Origin of the sequence: Streptomyces sp. NBC_01352 (genome assembly GCF_036237295.1) — a bacterium.
Lineage (GTDB): Bacteria > Actinomycetota > Actinomycetes > Streptomycetales > Streptomycetaceae > Streptomyces > Streptomyces plumbiresistens.
The window spans coordinates 2,493,077-2,514,782 of sequence record NZ_CP108354.1; the positions used below are offsets into that span (position 1 = coordinate 2,493,077).

Annotated in this window: 17 protein-coding genes; 5 read left to right on the forward strand and 12 right to left on the reverse strand. The window is 71.8% G+C overall.

Features of this window, described 5'->3' with window-relative positions:
* Positions 1-57 precede the first annotated feature (57 nt).
* The 6 genes from OG252_RS11730 to OG252_RS11755 form a co-directional block, all read right to left on the reverse strand.
* Positions 58-900 (reverse strand): nitrilase-related carbon-nitrogen hydrolase, encoded by an 843-nt coding sequence (locus tag OG252_RS11730; protein WP_266449904.1) that lies wholly within the window; start codon positions 898-900, stop codon positions 58-60.
* Positions 901-1,055: 155 nt separating this feature from the next.
* Positions 1,056-2,630: a PucR family transcriptional regulator gene (locus OG252_RS11735; protein WP_329335758.1), complete on the reverse strand. Its 1,575-nt coding sequence runs from the start codon at positions 2,628-2,630 to the stop codon at positions 1,056-1,058.
* A gap of 28 nt (positions 2,631-2,658) precedes the next feature.
* Positions 2,659-3,945 carry an aspartate aminotransferase family protein gene (locus tag OG252_RS11740; RefSeq protein ID WP_266449902.1) on the reverse strand — a complete coding sequence of 429 codons (1,287 nt, stop codon included), beginning with the start codon at positions 3,943-3,945 and terminating at the stop codon, positions 2,659-2,661.
* The gene (locus OG252_RS11745; protein WP_329335760.1) at positions 3,942-4,784 is read right to left on the reverse strand and encodes a nitrilase-related carbon-nitrogen hydrolase; all 843 of its coding nucleotides are present in this window, start codon (positions 4,782-4,784) and stop codon (positions 3,942-3,944) included. Before OG252_RS11745 ends, OG252_RS11740 begins: the two co-directional genes overlap by 4 nt.
* A 180-nt stretch (positions 4,785-4,964) precedes the next feature.
* Positions 4,965-7,115 (reverse strand): hypothetical protein, encoded by a 2,151-nt coding sequence (locus tag OG252_RS11750; RefSeq protein WP_266449900.1) that lies wholly within the window; start codon positions 7,113-7,115, stop codon positions 4,965-4,967.
* Between the two features lie 156 nt (positions 7,116-7,271).
* Entirely contained in the window at positions 7,272-7,523 is a 252-nt protein-coding gene (locus tag OG252_RS11755; protein ID WP_266449899.1) for a helix-turn-helix domain-containing protein, read from the reverse strand.
* A 32-nt stretch (positions 7,524-7,555) separates the two neighbouring features.
* Here OG252_RS11755 and map point away from each other — a divergent pair, with 32 nt between their 5' ends.
* Together map and OG252_RS11765 are read left to right on the forward strand one after the other, a co-directional pair.
* Entirely contained in the window at positions 7,556-8,323 is a 768-nt protein-coding gene (gene map, locus OG252_RS11760) for a type I methionyl aminopeptidase (RefSeq protein ID WP_266449898.1), read from the forward strand.
* Positions 8,324-8,509: 186 nt separating this feature from the next.
* Entirely contained in the window at positions 8,510-11,056 is a 2,547-nt protein-coding gene (locus tag OG252_RS11765) for an ATP-dependent Clp protease ATP-binding subunit (protein ID WP_266449897.1), read from the forward strand.
* A 3-nt stretch (positions 11,057-11,059) separates the two neighbouring features.
* Here the strand turns inward: OG252_RS11765 and ggt are convergent, their stop codons facing one another.
* A complete protein-coding gene (ggt, locus tag OG252_RS11770) occupies positions 11,060-12,859 on the reverse strand; it encodes a gamma-glutamyltransferase (RefSeq protein WP_266449896.1) in 1,800 nt (599 codons plus the stop codon).
* 119 nt (positions 12,860-12,978) lie between these two features.
* Between ggt and OG252_RS11775 the strand changes: the two genes are divergently transcribed.
* Entirely contained in the window at positions 12,979-13,737 is a 759-nt protein-coding gene (locus OG252_RS11775; protein WP_266449895.1) for a hypothetical protein, read from the forward strand.
* A gap of 124 nt (positions 13,738-13,861) precedes the next feature.
* Positions 13,862-15,427, forward strand: a complete 1,566-nt coding sequence (locus OG252_RS11780; RefSeq protein ID WP_266449894.1) for a CocE/NonD family hydrolase — start codon at positions 13,862-13,864, stop codon at positions 15,425-15,427.
* 154 nt (positions 15,428-15,581) lie between these two features.
* Here OG252_RS11780 and OG252_RS11785 read toward each other — a convergent pair whose 3' ends face one another.
* Complete coding sequence (locus OG252_RS11785; RefSeq protein WP_266449893.1) at positions 15,582-16,325, reverse strand: amino acid ABC transporter ATP-binding protein; 744 nt, start codon at positions 16,323-16,325, stop codon at positions 15,582-15,584.
* Positions 16,326-16,451: 126 nt separating this feature from the next.
* Positions 16,452-16,859, reverse strand: coding sequence for a DUF6278 family protein (locus tag OG252_RS11790; RefSeq protein ID WP_329335765.1), 408 nt, complete (start codon positions 16,857-16,859; stop codon positions 16,452-16,454).
* Between the two features lie 172 nt (positions 16,860-17,031).
* Between OG252_RS11790 and OG252_RS11795 the strand changes: the two genes are divergently transcribed.
* Positions 17,032-18,801: an SGNH/GDSL hydrolase family protein gene (locus tag OG252_RS11795; protein ID WP_266449891.1), complete on the forward strand. Its 1,770-nt coding sequence runs from the start codon at positions 17,032-17,034 to the stop codon at positions 18,799-18,801.
* Here the strand turns inward: OG252_RS11795 and OG252_RS11800 are convergent, their stop codons facing one another.
* From OG252_RS11800 to pcaDC, 3 genes are all read right to left on the reverse strand, one after another.
* The gene (locus tag OG252_RS11800; protein ID WP_266449890.1) at positions 18,802-19,581 is read right to left on the reverse strand and encodes an exodeoxyribonuclease III; all 780 of its coding nucleotides are present in this window, start codon (positions 19,579-19,581) and stop codon (positions 18,802-18,804) included.
* Between the two features lie 67 nt (positions 19,582-19,648).
* On the reverse strand, positions 19,649-20,284 hold the full coding sequence (locus tag OG252_RS11805; RefSeq protein WP_329335768.1) for an MBL fold metallo-hydrolase: 636 nt from the start codon (positions 20,282-20,284) through the stop codon (positions 19,649-19,651).
* Between the two features lie 34 nt (positions 20,285-20,318).
* Entirely contained in the window at positions 20,319-21,623 is a 1,305-nt protein-coding gene (gene pcaDC / locus OG252_RS11810) for a bifunctional 3-oxoadipate enol-lactonase/4-carboxymuconolactone decarboxylase PcaDC (protein WP_266449888.1), read from the reverse strand.
* Positions 21,624-21,706: the final 83 nt, after the last annotated feature.

Below are 21,706 nucleotides of genomic sequence, written 5' to 3' on the forward strand. Positions count from 1 at the left end.
GTCGGTGCCGCCGGTCCGGCCCCCCGTGCGCCGGACCGGCAAACGTGCCCGGCCCGGTTACGGAGCGGTCAGCGGGCCGTAGGCGTCGGGACGGCGGTCGCGGTAGAACTGCCAGCGGTCGCGGACCTCGCGCAGCTTGGCCAGGTCCAGGTCGCGGACGACCAGTTCCGTCTCCTTGTCGCTGGCCACCTCGCCGACGAACTGGGCCTCCGGGTCGACGAAGTACGACGTCCCGTAGAAGTCGTTGTCGCCCAACTCCTCGACGCCGACCCGGTTGATCGCGCCGACGAAGTACTCGTTGGCGGCGGCCGCGGCCGGCTGCTCCAGCTGCCACAGGTAGGACGACAGGCCGCGCGAGGTGGCCGACGGGTTGAAGACGATCTCGGCGCCCTCCAGCCCCAGCGCGCGCCAGCCCTCGGGGAAGTGGCGGTCGTAGCAGATGTAGACACCGATCCTGCCCACGGCGGTGTCGAAGATCGGCCAGCCGCTGTTGCCGGGACGGAAGTAGAACTTCTCCCAGAAGCCCGGCACCTGCGGGATGTGGTGCTTGCGGTACTTGCCGAGGTACGAGCCGTCCGCGTCGATCACGGCGGCCGTGTTGTAGAGGACGCCGGGCTGCTCCTCCTCGTACATCGGCAGGATGAGGACGAGGCCCAGTTCCTTGGCGAGCGCCTGGAAGCGCTTGACGATCGGGCCGTTCGGGATCTGCTCGGCGTACTCGTAGAACGCCTTGTCCTGGACCTGGCAGAAGTACGGTCCGTAGAACAGCTCCTGGAAGCACAGCACTTGGGCACCCTGCGCGGCCGCGTCGCGGGCCGCCTGCTCGTGCACCTGGATCATCGACTCCTTGTCGCCCGTCCAGGCGGTCTGGAAGAGGGCGGCTCGGATCACTGTGCTCATCGGGACCTCCGGTGACTCGGTGTGCGGCGAGCCTAGGAAGTCGTGGGGGCTGGTTTGAGTTGCACGCTGTCACGTCTGCGGGCCCGCGGCGTGTCACCGTGTCACCCTGTCGTGGGCCCATGTTTCACCGCCGTTTTCCCAGGTCGTCGCATGTTTCAGCCCTGTTGCGCGTCGTGTGCGAGGAGCGCGATGTGCACCGAGGCGGCCTGCTCGAAGTCGTCGAGGTCGACACCGAGCCGGCCCTGTATCGCCTCCAGCCGGCGGTACAGCGCCGGCCGGGAGACGTGGTGGAGCTGGGCGGTGCGGGACTTGTTGCGGCCGCTGGCGAGATAGGTGCGCAGGACGGCGAGCAGGTCCTCGCCGGCCCCGCACAGCAGCCCGTCCAGCTCGCGCTCCGCGAAGGACTGCACATGCGGGTCGTCGCGCAGCAGCCGGATCAGGCCGCGCAGGTGTACGTCCTTGAGGCGGACGACGGCCGGGAGGTCCAGGACGGCCGAGGAGTCGGCCACGGCGTCGGCGACGTGCTGAGCCTCGCGCAGCCCGGCGGGGACGTCGTCCCAGACGGTGCGCTCGTCGGCGGCCGCGACCACGGCCTTGGACGACCCGGACTCGGTCCGCAGCCGGGCCGCGAAGTGGGCCGCGAGGGCCGTCGCGTCCTGGTCGCGGGCGAGGCTCAGCAGGACGGCCACGGCTCCGTCGGCCAGCTCGGCGACCAGTCCGGGCATCCCCAACATCCGGAGAACCCGGTCGAGTTGGTCCGGTTCGCCGTCGCGTACGACGAGCGGGACGAAGGTGCGCCGGTTGACGGGCAGTCCGGCCGCGCGAGCCCGGGGCAGCAGCTGCCGGGCCGGTACGACCCCGCTGACGAGGTCGGTGAGCAGGCTCTGCGCGGACTGCTCCTCCCAGGTGTGCGCGGAGTTGCCGCCGAGCATGCGGTGCAGCACGAGGGCCTCGGCGGCCCGGTCGGCGAGCAGCCGCCCGGTGGCGGTGTCGCCGCGGTAGCCGCACAGCGTGATCCGGCCCCAGCGCTCGCCCCGCCCGGCCAGCTCCGCGCGGATCCAGCCGTCGACCTCGTTGCCGCCGGCCTGGCGGGCGATGCGCTCCCAGTCGCGCAGCACGTCGTCCACGGCCGGCCGCTCCCCCGCCGTGGCGAGGACGCGGTGGGCGAGGTTGGTGACGACGACGGGACAGCCGCTGTGCTGGGCGACCTCGTCGAGCAGGCGTTGCAGCGGAGCGTCCGCGGTGATGAGTCCGGTGAGCGCGGTCCGCACGGACTCGGAGAAACTGACGGCGGCGAACTTCCGCCGCACCAGCCGGGACTGGACCTCCTCCGTCAACTCCGCGAAGGGGAAGGGCCGATGCAGGACCACCATGGGCAGCCCGCACCGCTCGGCCGCCCGCCGCATCACGTCCGGCGGCGCGGGGAACGCCCGTCCCAGGCCCAGGACGACGGCCGCGGCCTCCGCGCGGTGCAGGGACTGGATGTACTCGGCCTGCGCGCCCTCGTCGCCGGCGAGCAGCACCCCGGTGGTGAGGACCATCTCGCCGCCGCTGAGCATCACGCCGACGTCGGCGGCCTCGGCGACGTGCACCCAGCGCACGGCCCGGTCGAGCTGACTCGCCCCGGCCACCACCTCGGGCTCCCCGGCGAGGACCCGTTCCAGGCCGAGGACCTGCCGCACCGACAGGGCCGGCTCGGTCGGACCCCAGGTCTTGGAGGTGGTGGTCATGGCGGCGTTTCCCTTGTTCAGAGTGCTGCTACTGGATGCTCCTCAGAGCGTCTTCGAGGATCGCGGCGCCCTCCTCGGCCTCCGCGACGGTCAGGGACAGGGGTGGCGCGACCCGCAGGGCACTGGTGTTGTGGCCGCCGCCCTTGCCGATGAGCAGCCCGCCCACGCGGGCCGCTTCGAGCACGGCGGACGCGGCCGCCGGGTCGGCCTCGTCGGTGCCGGGTTTGACCAGCTCGATGCCGAGCATCAGCCCGCGCCCGCGCACCTCCCGTACGGCCGGCACCTGTGCGGCGGCGGCCCGCAGCCGCTCGATGAGCAGTCCGCCGACGCGCCGGGCGTTGCCCTGGAGGTCGTGCTCCAGGAGGTACGTCAGGTTCGCGAGGCCCGCCGCCATGGTGATCTGGGTGCCGCCGAACGTCGAAATGCTGTTGGCGTCCAGGCAGTTCATGATCTCGCCGCGGGCGACGACGCCGCCGATGGACATGCCGTTGCCGATGCCCTTGGCGAAGGTGAGGATGTCGGGCGGACCGTTCTGAGCGTGGGCCTGCCAGCCCCAGAAGTGCTCGCCGGTGCGGCCCCAGCCGGTCTGCACCTCGTCGGCGATCCACAGGATGCCGCGCTCCTGGAGCACCTCGCGGAAGGCCGCGTACAGGCCGTCCGGCGGCGAGGTGAAGCCGCCGACGCCCTGGATGGGTTCGGCGATCAGGGCGGCGGGCGGGCGGGTGTGGCCGAGCAGGTCGGTCAGGTCCTCGACGCAGGCCGCGATGAAGTCGTCGTCACTGAGCGAGGCGTACGGTCCGCGCGTGCGCACGCCTCCGTGGACGTACAGCGTCTGGAGCGGGGAGAGCGAGGTGGGCGACCAGCCGCGGTTGCCGGTGATGCCGACCGAGCTGAAGGAGCGGCCGTGGTAGCTGTTGCGCATCGCCAGGACCGTGTTGCTGCGGCGGTACGTCGTCGCCAGCATCAGGGCGGTGTCGTTGGCCTCGGTGCCGGAGGTGGTGAAGAAGACGCGGGCGTCCGGGATGGCGCTCAGCTTGGCGATGCGCTCGGCGAGTTCGACCATCGGCCGGTTGAGGTAGAGCGTGGACGAGTGGACGATCCGCCCGGCCTGCTCGCTCACCGCCTTGGTGACCTCGGGCAGGGCGTGCGCGGTCATCGTCGTCAGGATGCCGCCGAAGAAGTCGAGGTACTTGTTGCCCTCGGCGTCCCAGACGTACCGGCCCTCGCCGTGGGTGATCTCCAGCGGGTCCTCGTAGTAGAGGGCGAGCCAGTCGGGCAGGACGGACCGGTGGCGGCCCAGCAGGTCCTTGGTCACGGCTGCACCAGCCCCTCGTAGGCGTCGGGACGGCGGTCGCGGTAGAACGCCCACTGCTGGCGCACTTCCTCGATGAGGTCGAAGTCGAGGTCGCGGACGATGAGCTCCTCCTCCTTGTCGCTGGCCGTCTCCCCCACGAACTGTCCGCGCGGGTCGACGAAGTAGCTCGTCCCGTAGAAGTCGTTGTCGCCGTACTCCTCGACGCCGACCCGGTTGATCGCGGCGATGAAGTACTCGTTGGCGACGGCGGCGGCGGGCTGTTCGAGGCGCCAGAGGTAGTTGGAGAGTCCGCGGTGGGTGGCGGAGGGGTTGTAGACGAGCTGGGCGCCGTTCAGGCCCAGCTGCCGCCAGCCCTCGGGGAAGTGGCGGTCGTAGCAGATGTAGACGCCGACCTTGCCGACGGCGGTGTCGAAGACCGGCCAGCCGATGTTCCCCGGCTTGAAGTAGTACTTCTCCCAGAACCCCTTGACCTGCGGGATGTGGTGCTTGCGGTACTTGCCGAGGAAGGTGCCGTCGGCGTCGATCACGGCCGCGGTGTTGTAGTAGAAGCCCGACTGCTCGATCTCGAACACCGGGACGACGATCACCATGCCGGTCTCGCGGGCGAGCTCTTGCATACGACGGGTGGTCGGCCCGTCGGGCACCGGTTCGGCCCAGCGGTAGTGCTCGGGGTCCTGGACCTGACAGAAGTAGGGGGCGTTGAAGACTTCCTGGAAGCCGATGATCTTGGCACCCTGGCGGGCCGCCTCGCGGGCGTGCTCCTCGTGTTTCGCCACCATGGACTCGGTGTCGCCGGTCCAGGTGGCCTGGACCAGGGCGGCGCGTACGACGTTGGCCATGAGCTGCTCCTTCGACGGGACCTCAGAGCCTCTACGCCCGTAGACACAGGCCGTAGAGGCACGAACGTAAGCCTCCCCGGCGGCCTTGCCAAGACCATCGTCGTTAACCCGCTGAGTCGATCGGGTTTCACACCCCTGTGGGTGAGTGACCGGGCCGACGGCCAGGGGCTTCGGTCCGTCTCAGGCGGTGTGTCCGGCGACCCGCAACGCGTGGACCAGATCCCGGTGGAGCTCGTCCGAGGCACCCCGGGCCGCCTCCAGCAGAAGCGGGGCGAGGGTCTGCGGGTCCGGCTCGACGCTGCGGGCGGCCTCCTCGGCGCTGCGGACGCGGACGTACGCGTCCAGGAGCGCGCGGGCCTCGCGGCGGTGGCCCTCGGTGACCAGCGCGAGCACGGCCTGTCCGATCTCGCCGGCGGGCCGCACCACGCCCTGCCGCAGGACCTGCTCGCCGTCGTTGCCGCGCCCCGCGGCGACCAGGGCGTCGGACACGGCCACGAGCCGGTCGGGCGGCAGTGAGGCGGTCTCCCACAGCAGGGTCGCCCAGTCCGCGCCGAGCCCGGCGCGCTGCATCTCGGCGGCGAGCAGCGGGTAGCGGACGGCGGGCCAGTACGCGATCTCGGCGAGCAGGGCGTGCGCCTCGCCGCTACGGCCCTCACCGCGCAGCCGCACCAGCCGCTCCACGGCCCCGGCACTCTCGCGCCGGGCCGCCGCCGCGTCCGACGGCTCGGCGGTCTGCGGCTCCGGCCGCGCGTCCGTCTCCGCGGCCCCGGCGTACCGGGCCCCGCGCAGGGTGCGGCGGGTGGCGACGGGCGCGACGGGCAGGTCCGGTACGACGGCCGGCGGTACGACGACGGGGGCGGCCCCCTCCTCGTCCACCCCGGCGAAGCGGGCACTGCCGCGGCGCCGCTTGCGTTGTTTGGAGGTGGGGGCGGGCTGCTCCTGCGGGGCGGGGGCCGGCTGTTCCGGGGTGGCGGGCCGGCGGTCGAACTCGGCGTACTCGCTGTCCGCCGCGGTGGCGGAGGCGTCCGGCGCGTGGCGCTGCTGCGGCATGCGGGGGAAACCGGCGCCGTACGGGGCATCGCGCCCGTCCGAGGACTCGGCGTAGGTGTTTCGCGGGTCCGTGGGCTCCGTGTACTCGTGACGCCCGTCCGGGCGCGTGCCGTACGGGTCACGACCGTCCGAGGGCGCGCCGTACGCATGCCGGCCGTCGGAAGACGCGGCGTACTCGTCACGGTACGCATCACGGGAACCCGTGCCCTGCGCGCCACGACCGCCCGACGAGGAGCCGTACCCGTCCCGGCCGTCGGAACGCGCGGCGTACTCGTCACGCCCGTCCGAGAGCGCACCGCGCGCGCCACGACCGCCCGACGAGGAGCCGTACCCGTCCCGGCCGACCGAACGCGCGGCGTACTCGTCACGCCCGTCCGAGAGCGCACCGCGAGCGCCACGACCGCCCGACGAGGAGCCGTACCCGTCCCGGCCGTCGGAACGCGGGGCGTGTTCGTCACGGCCGTCCGAGAGCGCACCGCGCGCGCCACGACCGCCCGACGAGGTGCCGTACCCGTCCCGGCCGACCGAACGCGGGGCGTGTTCGTCACGGCCGTCCGATCGCGCGGCGTACTCGTCACGCCCGCCCGAATCCGCGCCGTAGGCGCCACGACCGTCCGAAGAGGTGCCGTACCCGTCACGACCGGCCGATGGCGAGCCGTACCCCCCGCGTCCCCCGCGCTCCTCCGCCCCCGTGTCGCCGTCGTCGAGGCGGAACACGGTGGCGCCCTGCGAAGTCCGCCCGCGGCGGATCTCCTCCGCCTGGCCGCCCACCGACCGCCGGTCCAGGTCGTCCATGCGCGCCCGGAGTTCGGCGCAGCGGCGGGTCGCGCGTTCGTGGTCGTCGCGGGCCCAGGCGAGGTCGAGGCGGATCGCGTCGGCCTCCTGCTGGGTGGTGGCGGAGGCGAGGAACCGGCCCAGTTCGGCCTGTCGTTCGGCGGCGTAGCGCTGTTCGCGGAGCATGACGTCGAAGCGGTCACCGAGGGCGTCCCGGCCGCCGGGGCGGGCGTCGTGGGCGACGAGTGCGGCGGCGTGCAGGGGGCGGGCGCGGTCCGCCTCCGACGCGGCGACGGCGGGGCCGTATTCCGTGGCGAGGTCCTGGAGGAGCGCCTCGACGACGTCCCAGGGCGGTATCTCACGCCCGTCGAGGCAGGCCTGCATCCCGTCGGGGTCCCGTTGCCAGAACACGCCGCACCAGCCGGCGCCCTGGTCCAGGCGTGCCAGCAGACCGTCCAGGTAGTTCGCGAACTCCCGCACTCGGGCCGGGAGTTGATCCAGAGTCATCGCCCAACTCCCGCCAGACCGGAGCACTCCGGTCCGTAGGCAACACCAGTCGTGTTACAGGACAGCTACAGGCAGTTTTCCGGGGCAGTGCATGACCCTCATTGCGCGATCTTGACCGTTGCGCGGAGACTGCCCGAGAAGCCCGTTGCCGTGGCGCTATACGGCCGCCGGCGCGCACAGTCCCGCCAGCTCGTCCATCGACAGGGCGAGCGCGCGGGCGAGCGCGGCCACCGTGAAGAACGCCGGGGTCGGCGCGCGGCCGGTCTCGATCTTGCGGAGGGTCTCCGCGGAGATTCCGGCACTGGCCGCGACCTCCGTCATGCTGCGACCGCCGCGGGCCTCGCGCAGCAGCCGGCCGAGCCGTTCGCCGCGTTCGCGCTCTTCGGGGGTGAGAGGGGTGCGTACCATACCGTCATTGTAATACCGGTATAGTAATTGGCATGGTAGAGCTGAAGACGGACACATCCATCGACGCCATGTACGAGGCCGGCCAAGTCGTCGGCCGAGCCCTGACGGCCGTACGACAGGCCGCTGACGTCGGCGTTTCCCTGCTGGAGCTGGACGAGGTGGCGCACGACGTGCTGCGCGCGGCGGGCGCCGGCTCGCCCTTCCTCGGCTACCGGCCCTCGTTCGCGACCACGCCGTTCCCGGCCGTCATCTGCGCCTCGGTGAACGACGCGATCGTGCACGGCATCCCGACCGCCTACCGGCTGCGCGACGGCGACCTCGTCTCCATCGACTGCGGTGCGGAACTGGGCGGCTGGGCCGGTGACTCGGCGATCAGCTTCGTGGTCGGCAGGCCCCGCCCGGCCGACCTCCGCCTGATCGAGACGGCCGAGCGGGCCCTGGCGGCGGGCATCGAGGCCTCCGTCGTCGGAAACCGCATCGGCGACATCGCGCACGCGATCGGCACGGTGTGCCGGGCGGCGGGCTACGGCATCATGGCCGACTTCGGCGGCCACGGCATCGGCCGCCGCATGCACGAGGACCCGCCGGTTCCCAACGAGGGCCGCCCCGGCCGCGGTTTCCCGCTGCGGCACGGCATGGTCCTCGCCCTGGAACCCATGCTCATCGACGGCGGCACGGACGGCTACCACGAGGCACCGGACGGCTGGACCCTGAAGACGAACGACGGTTCGCGCGCGGCCCACGTGGAGCACACGGTGGCGATCACGGACGCGGGGCCGCGGATCCTGACGGCACGCTGAGCGGCGGGGCACCCTTCAGAGAGCCCCCCAGGGTTCTCTGAAGGTGCCCCCTCCCGTCCTTCGTGCGAAGGTGTTCTACGAGCGTGCGTCCCGGGGTGTAACCGACTGCCACACGGGTTACCCGACCCCGGCACGTCGATCAGCGAGGGCGTCCCGGGCCCCGCAGGGACGCCGGATGGGAACGCCATGACCAGCGGCTTCACCGGCTCAGAAGGCTACGACCCCTTCGGAGAATTCCTCGCCCGCTTCTTCGGCGGACCGCGCCCCGGTCCCCGCCAGATCGACATCGGGCGGCTGCTCAGTCAGCCCGCCCGGGAACTGGTGCGGGGCGCCGCCCAGTACGCCGCCGAACACGGCAGCAGGGACCTGGACACCCAGCATCTCCTGCGGGCCGCGCTGTCCGCCGAACCGACCAGGAGTCTGCTCAGCCGGGCCGGCGCGGACCCCGACTCCCTCGCCACGGAGATCGACGAGCGGTCCGGCCCGGTCCAGCACCCGCCGGGCGAGGTACCGCCGCCGACCTCGCTGTCCCTGACGCCGGCCGCCAAGCGCGCCCTGCTGGACGCGCACGACCTGGCCCGGGCCCGCGGCGCCGGCTACATCGGCCCCGAGCACGTGCTCAGCGCCCTCGCCGCGAACCCGGACTCGGCGGCCGGGCACATCCTCAACTCGGCCCGCTTCACGCCCTCGGGTCTGCCGCCCGAGGCGGCGTCGGACGGCGGGCAGGTCCGCAGCGAACGGCCGCGCTCCACCGGCACGCCCACCTTGGACAAGTACGGCCGCGATCTCACCGACCTGGCCCGGCAGGGCCGTATCGACCCGGTGATCGGGCGGGACGAGGAGATCGAGCAGACCATCGAGGTGCTCTCCCGGCGCGGCAAGAACAACCCGGTGCTCATCGGTGACGCGGGTGTCGGCAAGACCGCCATTGTGGAGGGGCTCGCCCAGCGCATCTCCGAGGGCGACGTGCCGGACGTGCTCATCGGGCGGCGGGTGGTCGCCCTGGACCTGACCGGTGTGGTCGCGGGCACCCGCTACCGGGGCGACTTCGAGGAGCGGCTGAACAACATCGTCGGCGAGATCCGCGACCACTCCGACCAACTGATCGTCTTCATCGACGAGTTGCACACCGTCGTGGGCGCCGGAGGCGGCGGCGAGGGCGGGTCCCTGGACGCCGGCAACATCCTCAAGCCGGCCCTGGCGCGCGGCGAGTTGCACATCGTGGGCGCGACCACCCTGGAGGAGTTCCGCCGGATCGAGAAGGACGCGGCGCTGGCCCGGCGTTTCCAGCCGATCCTGGTGCCGGAGCCCACCCCCACGGACGCGATCGACATCCTGCGCGGACTGCGCGACCGCTACGAGGCCCACCACCAGGTCCGCTACACCGACGAGGCCCTCGTGGCCGCCGTCGAGCTGTCCGACCGCTACCTCAGCGACCGCCGGCTGCCGGACAAGGCGATCGACCTGATCGACCAGGCCGGGGCGCGGGTACGGCTGCGGGCGCGGACCAAGGGCACCGACGTCAGGGCCATGGAGCACGAGCTCGAGCAGCTCGGCCGGGACAAGGACCAGGCGGTCGCGGACGAGCAGTACGAACAGGCCATGCAACTGCGCGACCGTATGGCCGAGTTGAAGAAGCGGATCGAGGAGGCCGCCGGCGGTGGCGGCGCGGCCGACGAGGGGCAGCACCTGGAGGTGACGGCGGAGGCCATCGCCGAAGTGGTGTCCCGGCAGACCGGGATTCCGATCAGCAGTCTCACCGAGGAGGAGAAGGACCGGCTGCTCGGCCTGGAGGAGCACCTGCACGAGCGGGTGGTCGGCCAGGAGGAGGCGGTCCGGGTGGTCGCCGACGCGGTGATGCGGTCGCGCGCCGGACTCGCGAGCCCGGACCGGCCCATCGGCAGCTTCCTCTTCCTCGGCCCGACCGGTGTCGGCAAGACCGAGCTGGCGCGGGCGCTGGCGGAGGTCCTGTTCGGCAGCGAGGAGCGCATGGTCCGCCTGGACATGAGCGAGTACCAGGAGCGGCACACGGTCAGCCGGCTGGTCGGCGCCCCGCCCGGGTACGTGGGCCACGAGGAGGCCGGCCAGCTCACCGAGGTCGTGCGCAGGCACCCGTACTCGCTGCTGCTCCTCGACGAGGTGGAGAAGGCGCACCCGGACGTCTTCAACATCCTCCTCCAGGTCCTGGACGACGGACGGCTGACCGACTCCCAGGGCCGCACGGTCGACTTCACCAACACCGTCATCGTCATGACCAGCAACCTCGGCTCCGAGGCGATCACCCGGCGCGGGGCGGGCATCGGGTTCGGGCCGGGCGGCGCGGAGGCGGACGAGGAGGCACGGCGCGAGCAGATCCTGCGGCCGCTGCGGGAGCACTTCCGGCCCGAGTTCCTCAACCGCATCGACGAGATCGTCGTCTTCCGGCAGCTCACCGCCGATCAGCTGCGGCGGATCACCAACCTGCTGCTGGAGCGCACCCGCCGGTTGCTGCACGCACAGGGCATCTCCGTCGAGTTCACCGACCCGGCCGTCGACTGGCTCGCCGAGCGCGGCTACCAGCCGGAGTACGGCGCCCGGCCGCTGCGCCGCACCATCCAGCGCGAGGTCGACAACCAGCTGTCCCGGCTGCTCCTGGACGGCCGGATCGCCGAGGGCGGCCGGGTGACGGTGGACGTCGAGGGCGGGCGGCTCGCACTCCGTACGGAGGACCTGCCGCCCGCCCCTGAGCTGTGACCGCTACGGCACCGGGTACACGACCATCGCCGAGCCGCCGCCGCGTCGTACCTTCTCGGCGGCTGCCAGCCACTTCCCGCCCGGCAGCCGCTGCACGGCCGTCGCCGCGCCGATCTCCGGGTTCAGCCTGAAGGAGTGCCCGATGGCCTCCAGCTGCTTGGCCGTCTCACTGCCGTAGAGCCCGGGTTCGAGTTCGGTCTGGGCGGCGTTGCGCTGGCTGGCGCGCGGCGCGGCGATCGCGTCGACCAGCGGCAGCCCGCGGTCGCGGAACTGGGTGAGGGTCTGCAGCACGGTGGTGATGATGGTCGCGCCACCGGGCGACCCCAGTGCCACCACCGGCTTGCCGTGCTGGTCGAGCACGATCGTCGGCGACATCGACGACCGCGGCCGCTTCCCCGGCCCGGGCAGGTTCGGGTCGTGGACGGCCGGGTTGGCCGGGGCGAAGGAGAAGTCCGTCAGCTCGTTGTTGAGGATGAACCCGCGGCCGGGCACCGTGATGCCGCTGCCGCCGGTCTGCTCGATGGTGAGCGTGTAGGAGACGACATTGCCCCACTTGTCCGCCACCGTCAGATGCGTGGTGCTCTCGCCCTCGTACGTCGTCGGCGCCGCCGTCCCCCCGGCGGCGCAGGCCACCGGATTCCGCGGGTCACCGGGCGCCACCGGGCTGGTCAGCACCGCGTCGTCCTTGATGAGACACTCCCGCGAGTCGGCGTACTTCTGCGACAGCAGTTCCTTCGTGGGTACGTCCTCGAAGGCGGGGTCGCCGACCCAGCGCCCGCGGTCCGCGAACGCGATCCGGCTCGCCTCGATGTAACGGTGCAGGTACTGGACCTCGCTCGCCTTCGACAGGTCGGTGCTCTCAAGGATGTTGAGGGCTTCGCCCACCGTCGTGCCGCCGGAGGAGGAGGGCGCCATCGAGTAGACGCCGAGGCCGCGGTACGAGGTCCTGGTGGACGCCTGGAGCTTGGCGCGGTAGGCCGCGAGGTCCTTCTCGGACAGCTCGCCCGGGCGGGCGTTCCAGCCGGAAGCGGGGTCCACGGGCGGCTTGTTCACGGTGTCGACGATGTCCTCGCCGAGGTCGCCGTGGTAGATCGCGCCGACGCCCTTGCGGCCCAACTCGGCGTAGGTGCGGGCGAGATCGGGGTTCTTGAAGGTCGAGCCGACGACGGGGAGCTGTCCGCCCGGCAGGAACAGCTTCGCGGTGTCCGGGAAGTACCGGAACCGGGTCTCGTTGGAGGCGGTCTGCGAGCGGAAGGTGCTGTCGACGACGAACCCGTCACGGGCGATCCGCTCGGCGGGCGCGAGAACGCTGCCGAGTCTCTTGCTGCCCCACTTGTCGAGCGCCGTCTGCCAGGTGGCGGGCGTGCCCGGCGTACCGACAGCGAGGCCGCTGCTGACGGCGTCGGCGAACGCGAGCGGCTTGCCGTTCTCCAGGAACAGGCCGGAGTCGGCGGTCAGCGGGGCGGTCTCGCGGCCGTCGATGGTCTGCACGGTACGGGACTTGGCGTCGTAGTAGACGAAGTAGCCGCCACCGCCGATCCCGGCGGAGTACGGCTCGGTGACACCGAGCGCGGCGGCCGTGGCGACGGCGGCGTCGACGGCGTTGCCGCCCTTCTTCAACACCTCGATGCCGGCGGCGGAGGCGTCCGCGTCGACGCTGGCCACGGCGCCGCCGTAGCCGACGGCGAGCGGAACCTTCTCGACAGGGGTGCTCACGGCGGCGGGTGGCGCTGCCGCCCCTACCGAAACCACGGCGGCCGAGACCGCCAGGACCGACAGTTTCCGTACAACAGGGCGACGCATCCGAACCTCCAGTCAGAGACCGTTCGCGCAGCCTATGCGATCGCCATGCCCCCGTCAGCACACCCTCAACAGGCCCGTTTCGAACACGGGTTTGCGTTGGCCCGCTAGCATGCGCGCCCATGAATGACGACGTGCGCAACATCGTCCTGGGGGTGGTGGCCGCCGGCATCAGTGCCGCGCTCGGCTGGCTGGCCAGGACCTACCTGTGGAAGCGGAAGCTCCGCCGCAAGCAGGCCTTCTTCGGGCTGCCCGACAACTCCGAGTCGCTGCTGGTGGTGAACCGCGACGCGGGCAGCCCCGACCTCGCGGTGCACCGCTTCGACGTGTTCGCGCTCCTGGAACTCGCCGCGCTCATCAAGGACTGCGGCGCGCACGCCGAGGTGATCACCCAGGACGCGGCCCGGCAGGGCTTCGGCGAGCGGACGGAGTTCTGCATCGGCGGGCCGGGCTCGAACCGGCGCATGGCGGCCCATATGCACGCCATGCTGCCCGGGGTCCGGGTGAACACCGATCCGGAACCGGGCCCGGACCGGCTGGCGTTCCAGATCGGCAGTGAGCGCTACCGCATGGAGAGCGGCCTGTCCGAGTACGTGCTGCTGGCACGGCTGACGGCCGGGCAACCGGGCCCGATCCGGCCGGTCTTCCTGTTCTGCGGCCAGCGTGCGATCACCAACCAGGCCGCGACCCGCTACCTCGCCCGCAACCACGAGCGGCTGGCCCGCAAGCACGGCAACAGCTCGTTCGTCCTGCTGCTGAAGGTCGTCAACTCGCAGGCCTACGGCCCCGATGTCGTCGAACTCGTCGCGGACGTCACCCGGGAGGCACAGACACCCCTGCCCACCCCGGCGGTTCCGCGCAACTCCCACCGCGCCTCCTAGGTTTCAGCACATTCCACCAATCGTTACTCCCACGTAACTTACCGACGGGTTACCTACGGTAAGAGGCCGAGGTTACCGTCGGGTCACTTTGCACTTACACGAGTGACCGAGTGAGGAGTGACCCGTGGGAAACCATCGCAAGGCCCTGCGTACGACCGCCGTGGGTGCCGTCTCGGCGACGCTGATCGCCGGCAGCGCCCTCGGGCTCGCACCGAACGCCCAGGCAGCGACCGCCATCCGCTTCGTCGACATCGCCGGCGACGGCGGCACGGTCCTCAAGGCCAACGTCATCACGCCCGCCGGTGCCGACGGCACCCGCCGCTACCCGCTGCTCGTCCTGCCGACGAGCTGGGGACTTCCCCAGGTCGAGTATCTGGCCCAGGCCCAGAAGCTCGCGAACTCCGGGTACATCGTGGTCAGTTACAACGTGCGCGGCTTCTGGCAGTCGGGCGGCGAGATAGAAGTCGCGGGCCCGCCCGACACGGCCGACGCGTCCAAGGTCATCGACTGGGCCCTCGCCAACACCCCGGCCGACGCACAGAAGGTCGGCATGGCGGGCCTCTCGTACGGCGCCGGCATCAGCCTGCTCGCCGCCGCGCACGACAAGCGCGTCAAGGCGGTCGCCGCCCTCAGCGGCTGGGCCGACCTGATCGCCTCGATCTACTCGGGCCGCACCCAGCACGTCCAGGCCGCCGGACTGCTGGACGGGGCGAGCCTGGTCACCGGCCGCCAGAGCGCCGAAGTACGGCAGATCTTCGACGACTTCTACGCCTCCAACCTGGCGAAGGAACCGGAGATGATCGCCTGGGGGAAGAAACGTTCCGCTGCGACCTATGTCGACCAGCTGAACAAAAGCGGCGCCGCCGTCATGATGGCCAACGCCTGGGGCGACACGATCTTCCCGCCCAACCAGTACACGGACTTCTACGAGAAGCTGACCGGCCCCAAGAGACTGGAGCTGCGCCCCGGCGACCACGCGACCTCCGAGGTCACCGGCCTGTTCGGGCTGCCCAACGACGTGTGGACGGACACCGAGCGCTGGTTCGACCACCACCTCCGGGGCGAGGACAACGGCATCGACCGCGAACAGCCGGTCCAGCTCAAGTCCCGTTCCACGGGCGGCTACGAGGGCTATCCGGACTGGAAATCGGTCGGCGCGACGCGGAAGAAGATCGCCCTCGCCGGCACGACCACGATCCGCGCGAACGTCGACTCCGGGGCGAACGGCGGGGTGGTCTTCCTGTCCAGCATCCTCGACCAGATCGCCCGGCTGCCCCCGGTCGCCTCGATCCCCCTGCTCCCCCGCCGCTGGGCCGCCGTGTGGCAGTCGGAGAAGTACACCAAGGCCCAACAGGTGCGCGGCACCGCGAAGTTGCACACCACTCTCACTTCGACCAAGGAGAGCGGCACCCTCGTCGCCTACCTGTACGACGTGGGGCCGCTCGGCCTCGGCAAGCTGGTCAGCAACGCGCCGTACACCTTCCACGGGCGGACGCCCGGGAAGCCGTTCGACGTGGACCTGGAGCTGTTCTCCACGGCCTACGACGTCCCGGCAGGGCACCGGCTGGCCCTGGTGGTCGACACGGTCGACCCGCTCTACATCGAGCACAACCCGTCCGGCGCGCAGCTGACCTTCTCCTCGCCGGCCACCGACCCGTCGTACGTGTCGATTCCGCTGCGCGAGCAGTGATCTCCGGCTGCTGCCGGGCGGGTATGGGCTCTGCGGACTGCCACCCCCTACGGTGTCGGGGCTGCGGGGGGAGCCCCACCCGGCAGCAGCGTCCCCGGTCCGGCCGGGGCGGCGCGCATACGGGTGGCATGGAACACGGTTCGCACTCCCCCGCTCAGTGCTTGAGGATCTTGGAGAGGAAGTCCTTGGCGCGCTCGCTGCGCGGGTCGGTGAAGAACTCCTCGGGGGTGCGGTCCTCGACGATGCGGCCGTCGGACATGAACACGACGCGGTTGGCGGCCGAGCGGGCGAAGCCCATCTCGTGGGTGACGACGACCATGGTCATACCGTCCCGGGCCAGCTGCTGCATGACCTCGAGGACCTCGTTGATCATCTCCGGGTCGAGCGCGGAGGTCGGCTCGTCGAACAGGAGCGCCTTGGGCTCCATCGCGAGGGCGCGGGCGATGGCCACGCGCTGCTGCTGGCCGCCGGAGAGCTGCGCCGGGAACTTGTCCGCCTGGTCGGCGACGCCGACGCGCTCGAGGAGTTCGCGGGAGCGCTGGTCGGCCTGCTCCTTCTTGCGTTTGCGAACCTTGATCTGGGCCAGCGAGACGTTCTGGAGGACGGTCTTGTGGGCGAACAGGTTGAAGGACTGGAACACCATGCCGACCTCGGCGCGCAGTCCCGCGAGGGCCTTGCCCTCGTCCGGCAGCGGCTGCCCCTCCAGCGTGATGGACCCCGAGCGGATGGTCTCCAGCCGGTTGATCGCCCTGCACAGTGTCGACTTCCCGGACCCCGAAGGTCCGATGACCACGACCACCTCCCCCTTGCCGACGGTGAGGTTGATGTCCTGCAGGACATGCAGCTCCCCGTAGTACTTGTTGACGTCACGCAGTTCGATCAACGGATCGACGGCCATGCCCAGCCCTACTCACTCTCAGCTGTGTCGTAGGTGCCGCAACTTATCCGGGCAAGATCGCGGTTGAGGCACGACACGCACTTTTCGGGCATAAGCCGTATTTACGTCATCCCGTGGGCCAGAGATTCACGCTTCGGCCACCTCGGCGTACAGCTGCGAGAGTTCGGGCACCCCGCTGACGGCCCACTCCTGCCCGGAGGCCACGACGTCGAACTCGCGGCCGGAGGCGAGCCGGATGACGGGCTGGCCGTCGGGCCACAGGTCCCACGCGGCGCCGGGAACCGTGCGCACGATGACCGTGCCGAGATAGAGCCCGGCGTCGTTGCCGAGCCACGGCAGGACCTCCTCGTCGTCCCGCCAGCGCGGCACCAGCTGGTCCAGCGCCTCCAACGAGGCAGCCGTGTCGTCGAGTTGGACGCCCTCCTGGGACGCCTGGGAGCGCAGCAGCTCGCATTCGGAGAGGAGTTCGGCGATGCCCTCGGGATCGAGGGCGCCGGGCTTGTCACGCCGGTTGCCCAGAAAAGGGATCTTCATATGCCCAGCGTGTCATTCGTACCCCCGTGCGCACCACAGGCGCGCGGGCCGTCGATTCCGGTCGGCCGCACACCGAGTTCGCGCCTGGCTCGTTGACCCGTCACTGGTGTCTCTTCGGCTTCGCGACGCGTCCGTCTCGTCGTGAGCGGGTGGTGATCGGAAGGAGTCGGTCGTGCGCCGATGCCTGGTGGGTGGTGCGGTCGTCCTGGCCCTGCTCGCGGCCCTCGTGCCGGGGAGCGCCGCGTCGGCGGGCCCCGGGAGCCGGGTGGCACCTGTCCCGCTGGACCGGCTCTTCGACAACACGGCCGTCAGTGACGACGCCCGGCCGGGCGAGGCGGACTTCGACGGCTCGGGCGCCTCCCTGTCGGCGCGGGATCTGGCGGCCGCGGGCTGGACGCCGGGTCGCGCGCTGACCGTGCAGGCGGCGCGGCTCACCTGGCCTCGGCGCGCGGCAGGCGAGCCGGACAACGTGCGGGCCGCCGGCCAGGACGCCCGGGTGGACGGCAGCGGTGACGCGCTCGCCTTCCTGGTCGCGGGCACGGCCGGCGCGCCGGTGACCGGCACGGGCACGGTCGCGTACGCCGACGGCACCCGCTCCCCGTACCTGCTGACCACCCCCGACTGGCGCCGCGGCCCGCTCGCCACCAAGGCGGTGGCACTGCCGCACATCAACACACCTGTCGGCCAACTCGCCGAGCAGGCACGCCTGTACGTCGTGACCGTGCCGATCCTGCCGGGGCGCCCAGTGGTCTCGGTACGGCTGCCGGACGCGACCGACCTGCATGTGTTCGCGCTGTCGGTGCGGGCCGCCGCCACGCCCGGCTGGACGGGGAGCTGGGCGGCCGCGACCTCCGGCTACCCGGCCGTGGGGCCGTGGTCGGACCGGACGCTCAGGCTCGTGGTGCACACGTCGGCGGGCGGGCCGCGGGTGCGGCTGCGGTTCGACAACACCTTCGCCGCGGCGCCGGTACGGATCGGGAGCGCGACGGTGGCGGTGCGCGCGGAGGGCGCGGCGGCGCGGACCGTGCCGGTGCCGGTGTCCTTCCTGGGTGCGGCGGGTGTCGAGATCCCCGCGGGGGCGCAGGCGTTCAGCGATCCGCTCGACTTCGCGGTGCCGGCGGACACCGATCTGCTGGTGAGCTTCCATCTGCCGGACTCCGTGTCCGCGGCGCCGGTGCACCGGCTCGCGGCGCAGCGGTCGTACCTGAGCGAGCCGGGCGATCACGCGGCCGACGGGTCCCCGGCGGCGTACACCTCGGTGGTGACGAGCTGGCCGCTGCTGACCGGTGTGGACGTGGGCGGCGGGCCGGGTTCGGTGGTGCTGCTCGGGGACTCGATCACCGACGGGGACAGGTCCACGGTGGACGCCAACCGGCGGTGGCCCAATGTGCTGGCGACCCGTCTGCTGGCCCAGAATGTGGTCCCGCACTACGGGGTGCTGAACCAGGGGATCTCCGCGAACCGTGTGGTCGCCGACCGGTATCCCGGGGACGGGGTCTCCGCGGACACCGGCGGGGTGAGTGCGCTGAACCGCTTCGACCGGGACGTCCTCGCGCAGACGTCCGCGCGTACGGCGGTCGTGTTCGAGGGCGTCAACGACGTGCGGTGGGGTGCCACGGCGGAGCAGGTGATCGCGGGACTGCGGGAGCTCGCCGCGCGGGGACACGCACGGGGGCTGCGGATGCTGGCGGCGACGATCCTGCCGTGCGCGGGCGAGGCGCGCTGCACGGCCGCCGTCGACGGCGAGCGGGGCACGGTCAACGCGTGGCTCCGCAGCACCGGCGAGTTCGACGGCCTGCTCGACTTCGACGCGGTGCTGCGCGACCCCGCGCACCCCGCGCGGCTGCTGCCCGCCTACGACAGCGGGGACCATCTGCATCCGGGGGACGCGGGGCTGGCGGCGCTGGCTCGGTCGGTGGACCTGAGACTGCTCGCCGGGTGACTACACCTCCAGGTCCACGACCACCGGCGCGTGGTCCGAGGCGCCCTTGCCCTTGCGCTCCTCGCGGTCCACGTACGCGTCGGTGACCGCCTTGGCGAACGGCTCGTTGCCGTACACCAGGTCGATGCGCATGCCGCGGTTCTTCGGGAAGCAGAGCTGGCGGTAGTCCCAGTACGTGAAGGGGTGCTCGTACTTCAGGGGCCGCGGGACCACGTCGGACAGGCCCGCCTCGCGCAGGGAGGCCAGGGCGGCGCGCTCGGCGGGGGTGACGTGGGTGGAGCCCTCGAAGGCGGACCTGTCGTACACGTCGTCGTCCGTCGGGGCCACGTTGTAGTCGCCCAGCACCGCGAACGGGCGGCCGCCCGCCGCGTCGCCCGCGACGGCCGCCTTCAGGGCCTCGAACCACTGGAGCTTGTAGGCGTAGTGCGGGTGGTCCACCTCGCGGCCGTTCGGTACGTAGACCGACCAGACGCGGACCGGGCCGCAGGTCGCCGAGATGGCGCGGGGCTCCGGGGCGCCGTCGAAGCCGGGGTCGCCGGGCAGGCCCTTGACCACGTCCTTCAGGCCGACGCGGGAGAGCACCGCCACGCCGTTCCACCGGCCGGTGGCGTGCACCGCCGCCTCGTAGCCCAGCTCGCGCAGCTGGTCGAGCGGGAACTGCTCCTCGGCGACCTTGGCCTCCTGGAGGCAGAGCACGTCGGTGCCGCTGCTCTCCAGCCAGGCCAGGAGCCTCGGCAGGCGGGCGGTGATCGAGTTCACGTTCCAGGTCGCGATGCGCATGTCCGACAACTTACCGGGCGGGTCTGACAACGCGGCCCGCCCGGGACCCCTGGGGGACCTGGGGCCGTCACACCTCGGCCGACTCCCCCGGCGTCAGCCGCTGGTGGTCCGCGCCGCCGAGGGCGCCGATCTGGTTGTCGTAGATCGGGCGGGCGAGGTCGGTGAGGAGGGCGTCGTGGATGTCGTACGCACGTTGTGGCTTGAGCTCGCGGACGTAGTCGATGACCTCGGAGATCTTGCTCCACGGGGCCATCACCGGGAGCATCAGCGTCTCCACCGCGTGGTCGGGGACGGTCAGGGCGTCGCCGGGGTGGAAGATCCTGCCGTCGTCGACAAGGTAGCCGACGTTGGTGATGCGCGGGATGTCCGGGTGGATCACGGCGTGCAGTTCGCCGTGGACCTGGACGTCGAAGCCGGCGGCGGTGAAGGTGTCGCCGTGTCCGACGGTGTGGACGCGGCCCGGGAAGGCGGCGGAGATCTTCTCCGCGACCGACCTGAGGGTCCAGATCTCGGCGGCCGGGTTGGCCTCCATGGCGGCCCGCAGCCGCCCCTCGTTGAAGTGGTCCGGGTGCTCGTGCGTGACGAGGACGGCGTCCGCGCCGACCGCGGCGTCCTCCTCGCTGAATCCCCCGGGATCGAGGACGAGCGTCCGCCCGTCCTTCTCGAGGCGGACGCAGGAGTGCGACTTCTTCGTGAGCTTCATGGGGTCCATCCTGCCCGCGGCCCGGTACGTGCGGTCACTCGGTCGGGGTCGTCTCCTCGCGGATGACCTGCTGGGCCACCTTGAACGCGCTGTTCGCCGCCGGTACGCCGCAGTAGACCGCCGCCTGCAGCAGCACCTCCTTGATCTCGGCCGGGGTGAGGCCGTTGCGCAGGGCGGCGCGGGTGTGGAAGCCGAGCTCCTCCAGGTGGCCGCCGGCGACCAGGGCGGTGAGGGTGACACAGCTGCGGGAGCGCCGGTCGAGGCCGGGCCGGTCCCAGATCTCCCCCCAGGCGTAGCGGGTGATGAACTCCTGGAAGTCGCCCGAGAACTCGTCGGCCTGTGCCAGCGCCCGGTCGACGTGCGCGTCGCCGAGCACTTCCCTGCGGACCTTGAGGCCGGCGTCGTAAGGGTCGGGGCGCCCCAGGCCCTGGGGGGCTTCCACGGCGGCCGGGGCGATCTCGGCGCGGGGCGCGGGCTGCGGCGGCGCGGCGGACAGGACCGGCTTGGCCGGGGGCGCCACGATCGCCGCCATCTGGCCCGTGGTCGAGTCGAAGGCGGGCTGCCAGGCGGTGGAGAAGTGCCGCACCAGGAGGTCGGTGACGGCGGCGGGCTGCTCCACCGGCACCAGGTGGGAGGCGCCGGGGACGACGGCGAGCCGGGCGTCCGGGATGCCCGCGACCAGTGTGCGGGCCTCGGCGGGGCCGGTGACCTGGTCGTCCGAGCCGACGAGGACGAGGGTCGGGACGCCGACACGGGCCAGCTCGGACCGTACGTCGAACGAGGCCAGCGCCTCGCAGGCCGCGATGTAGCAGCCGGGGTCGGTGGTGCGCACCATCTGCACCGCCCACTCGGTGATCGCGGGCTGCGCGGCGGCGAACCCGCCGGTGAACCAGCGTTCGGGGGAGGTCCGGGCGATGGGGTCGAGCCCGTTCGTCCGCACTATCACCCCTCTCTGCCGGAACTCGTCGGCCGTGCCGAAGCGCGGCGAGGCCGCGATCAACGCGAGCGAGGCGACGCGCTCGGGGTGACGCAGGGCCAGCTCGATACCGACCGCGCCGCCGAGGGCGCAGCCCGCGTAGCCGAAGCGCTGCACGCCGAGTCCGTCGAGGGTGGCCAGCAGCCGGGTGCTCAGGTCGGCGACCGAGCCGGCCGGGTAGGCGGGGGCGCCGCCGTGCCCGGGCAGATCGAACCGGAAGACACGCCACTGCTTGGCCAGCTCGGGGACCTGCCGGTCCCACATGTGCCACGTGGTACCGAGCGAGGGGCCGAGGATGAGCACCGGGGCGTCTTCCGGACCGTCGAAGCGGTACTGGAGGGCAGGGGTCTTCGTCTCACTCACCGCTCCACGCTAACCGCCTTTTCTTACGTGCCGACCGCTGGGCCCCCACTCCCCACACCTGCCTCCCGCACATCAGCGGGGAA

Excerpts from the sequence above, each read along its gene's own strand:
- OG252_RS11730 (WP_266449904.1), bottom strand. The coding sequence starts at position 900 with ATGAGCACAGTGATCCGAGCCGCCCTCTTCCAGACCGCCTGGACGGGC.
- OG252_RS11735 (WP_329335758.1), bottom strand. The coding sequence starts at position 2,630 with ATGACCACCACCTCCAAGACCTGGGGTCCGACCGAGCCGGCCCTGTCG.
- OG252_RS11745 (WP_329335760.1), bottom strand. The coding sequence starts at position 4,784 with ATGGCCAACGTCGTACGCGCCGCCCTGGTCCAGGCCACCTGGACCGGC.
- OG252_RS11750 (WP_266449900.1), bottom strand. The coding sequence starts at position 7,115 with ATGACTCTGGATCAACTCCCGGCCCGAGTGCGGGAGTTCGCGAACTAC.
- OG252_RS11755 (WP_266449899.1), bottom strand. The coding sequence starts at position 7,523 with ATGGTACGCACCCCTCTCACCCCCGAAGAGCGCGAACGCGGCGAACGG.
- map (WP_266449898.1), top strand. The coding sequence starts at position 7,556 with ATGGTAGAGCTGAAGACGGACACATCCATCGACGCCATGTACGAGGCC.
- OG252_RS11765 (WP_266449897.1), top strand. The coding sequence starts at position 8,510 with ATGACCAGCGGCTTCACCGGCTCAGAAGGCTACGACCCCTTCGGAGAA.
- ggt (WP_266449896.1), bottom strand. The coding sequence starts at position 12,859 with ATGCGTCGCCCTGTTGTACGGAAACTGTCGGTCCTGGCGGTCTCGGCC.
- OG252_RS11775 (WP_266449895.1), top strand. The coding sequence starts at position 12,979 with ATGAATGACGACGTGCGCAACATCGTCCTGGGGGTGGTGGCCGCCGGC.
- OG252_RS11785 (WP_266449893.1), bottom strand. The coding sequence starts at position 16,325 with ATGGCCGTCGATCCGTTGATCGAACTGCGTGACGTCAACAAGTACTAC.
- OG252_RS11790 (WP_329335765.1), bottom strand. The coding sequence starts at position 16,859 with ATGAAGATCCCTTTTCTGGGCAACCGGCGTGACAAGCCCGGCGCCCTC.
- OG252_RS11800 (WP_266449890.1), bottom strand. The coding sequence starts at position 19,581 with ATGCGCATCGCGACCTGGAACGTGAACTCGATCACCGCCCGCCTGCCG.
- OG252_RS11805 (WP_329335768.1), bottom strand. The coding sequence starts at position 20,284 with ATGAAGCTCACGAAGAAGTCGCACTCCTGCGTCCGCCTCGAGAAGGAC.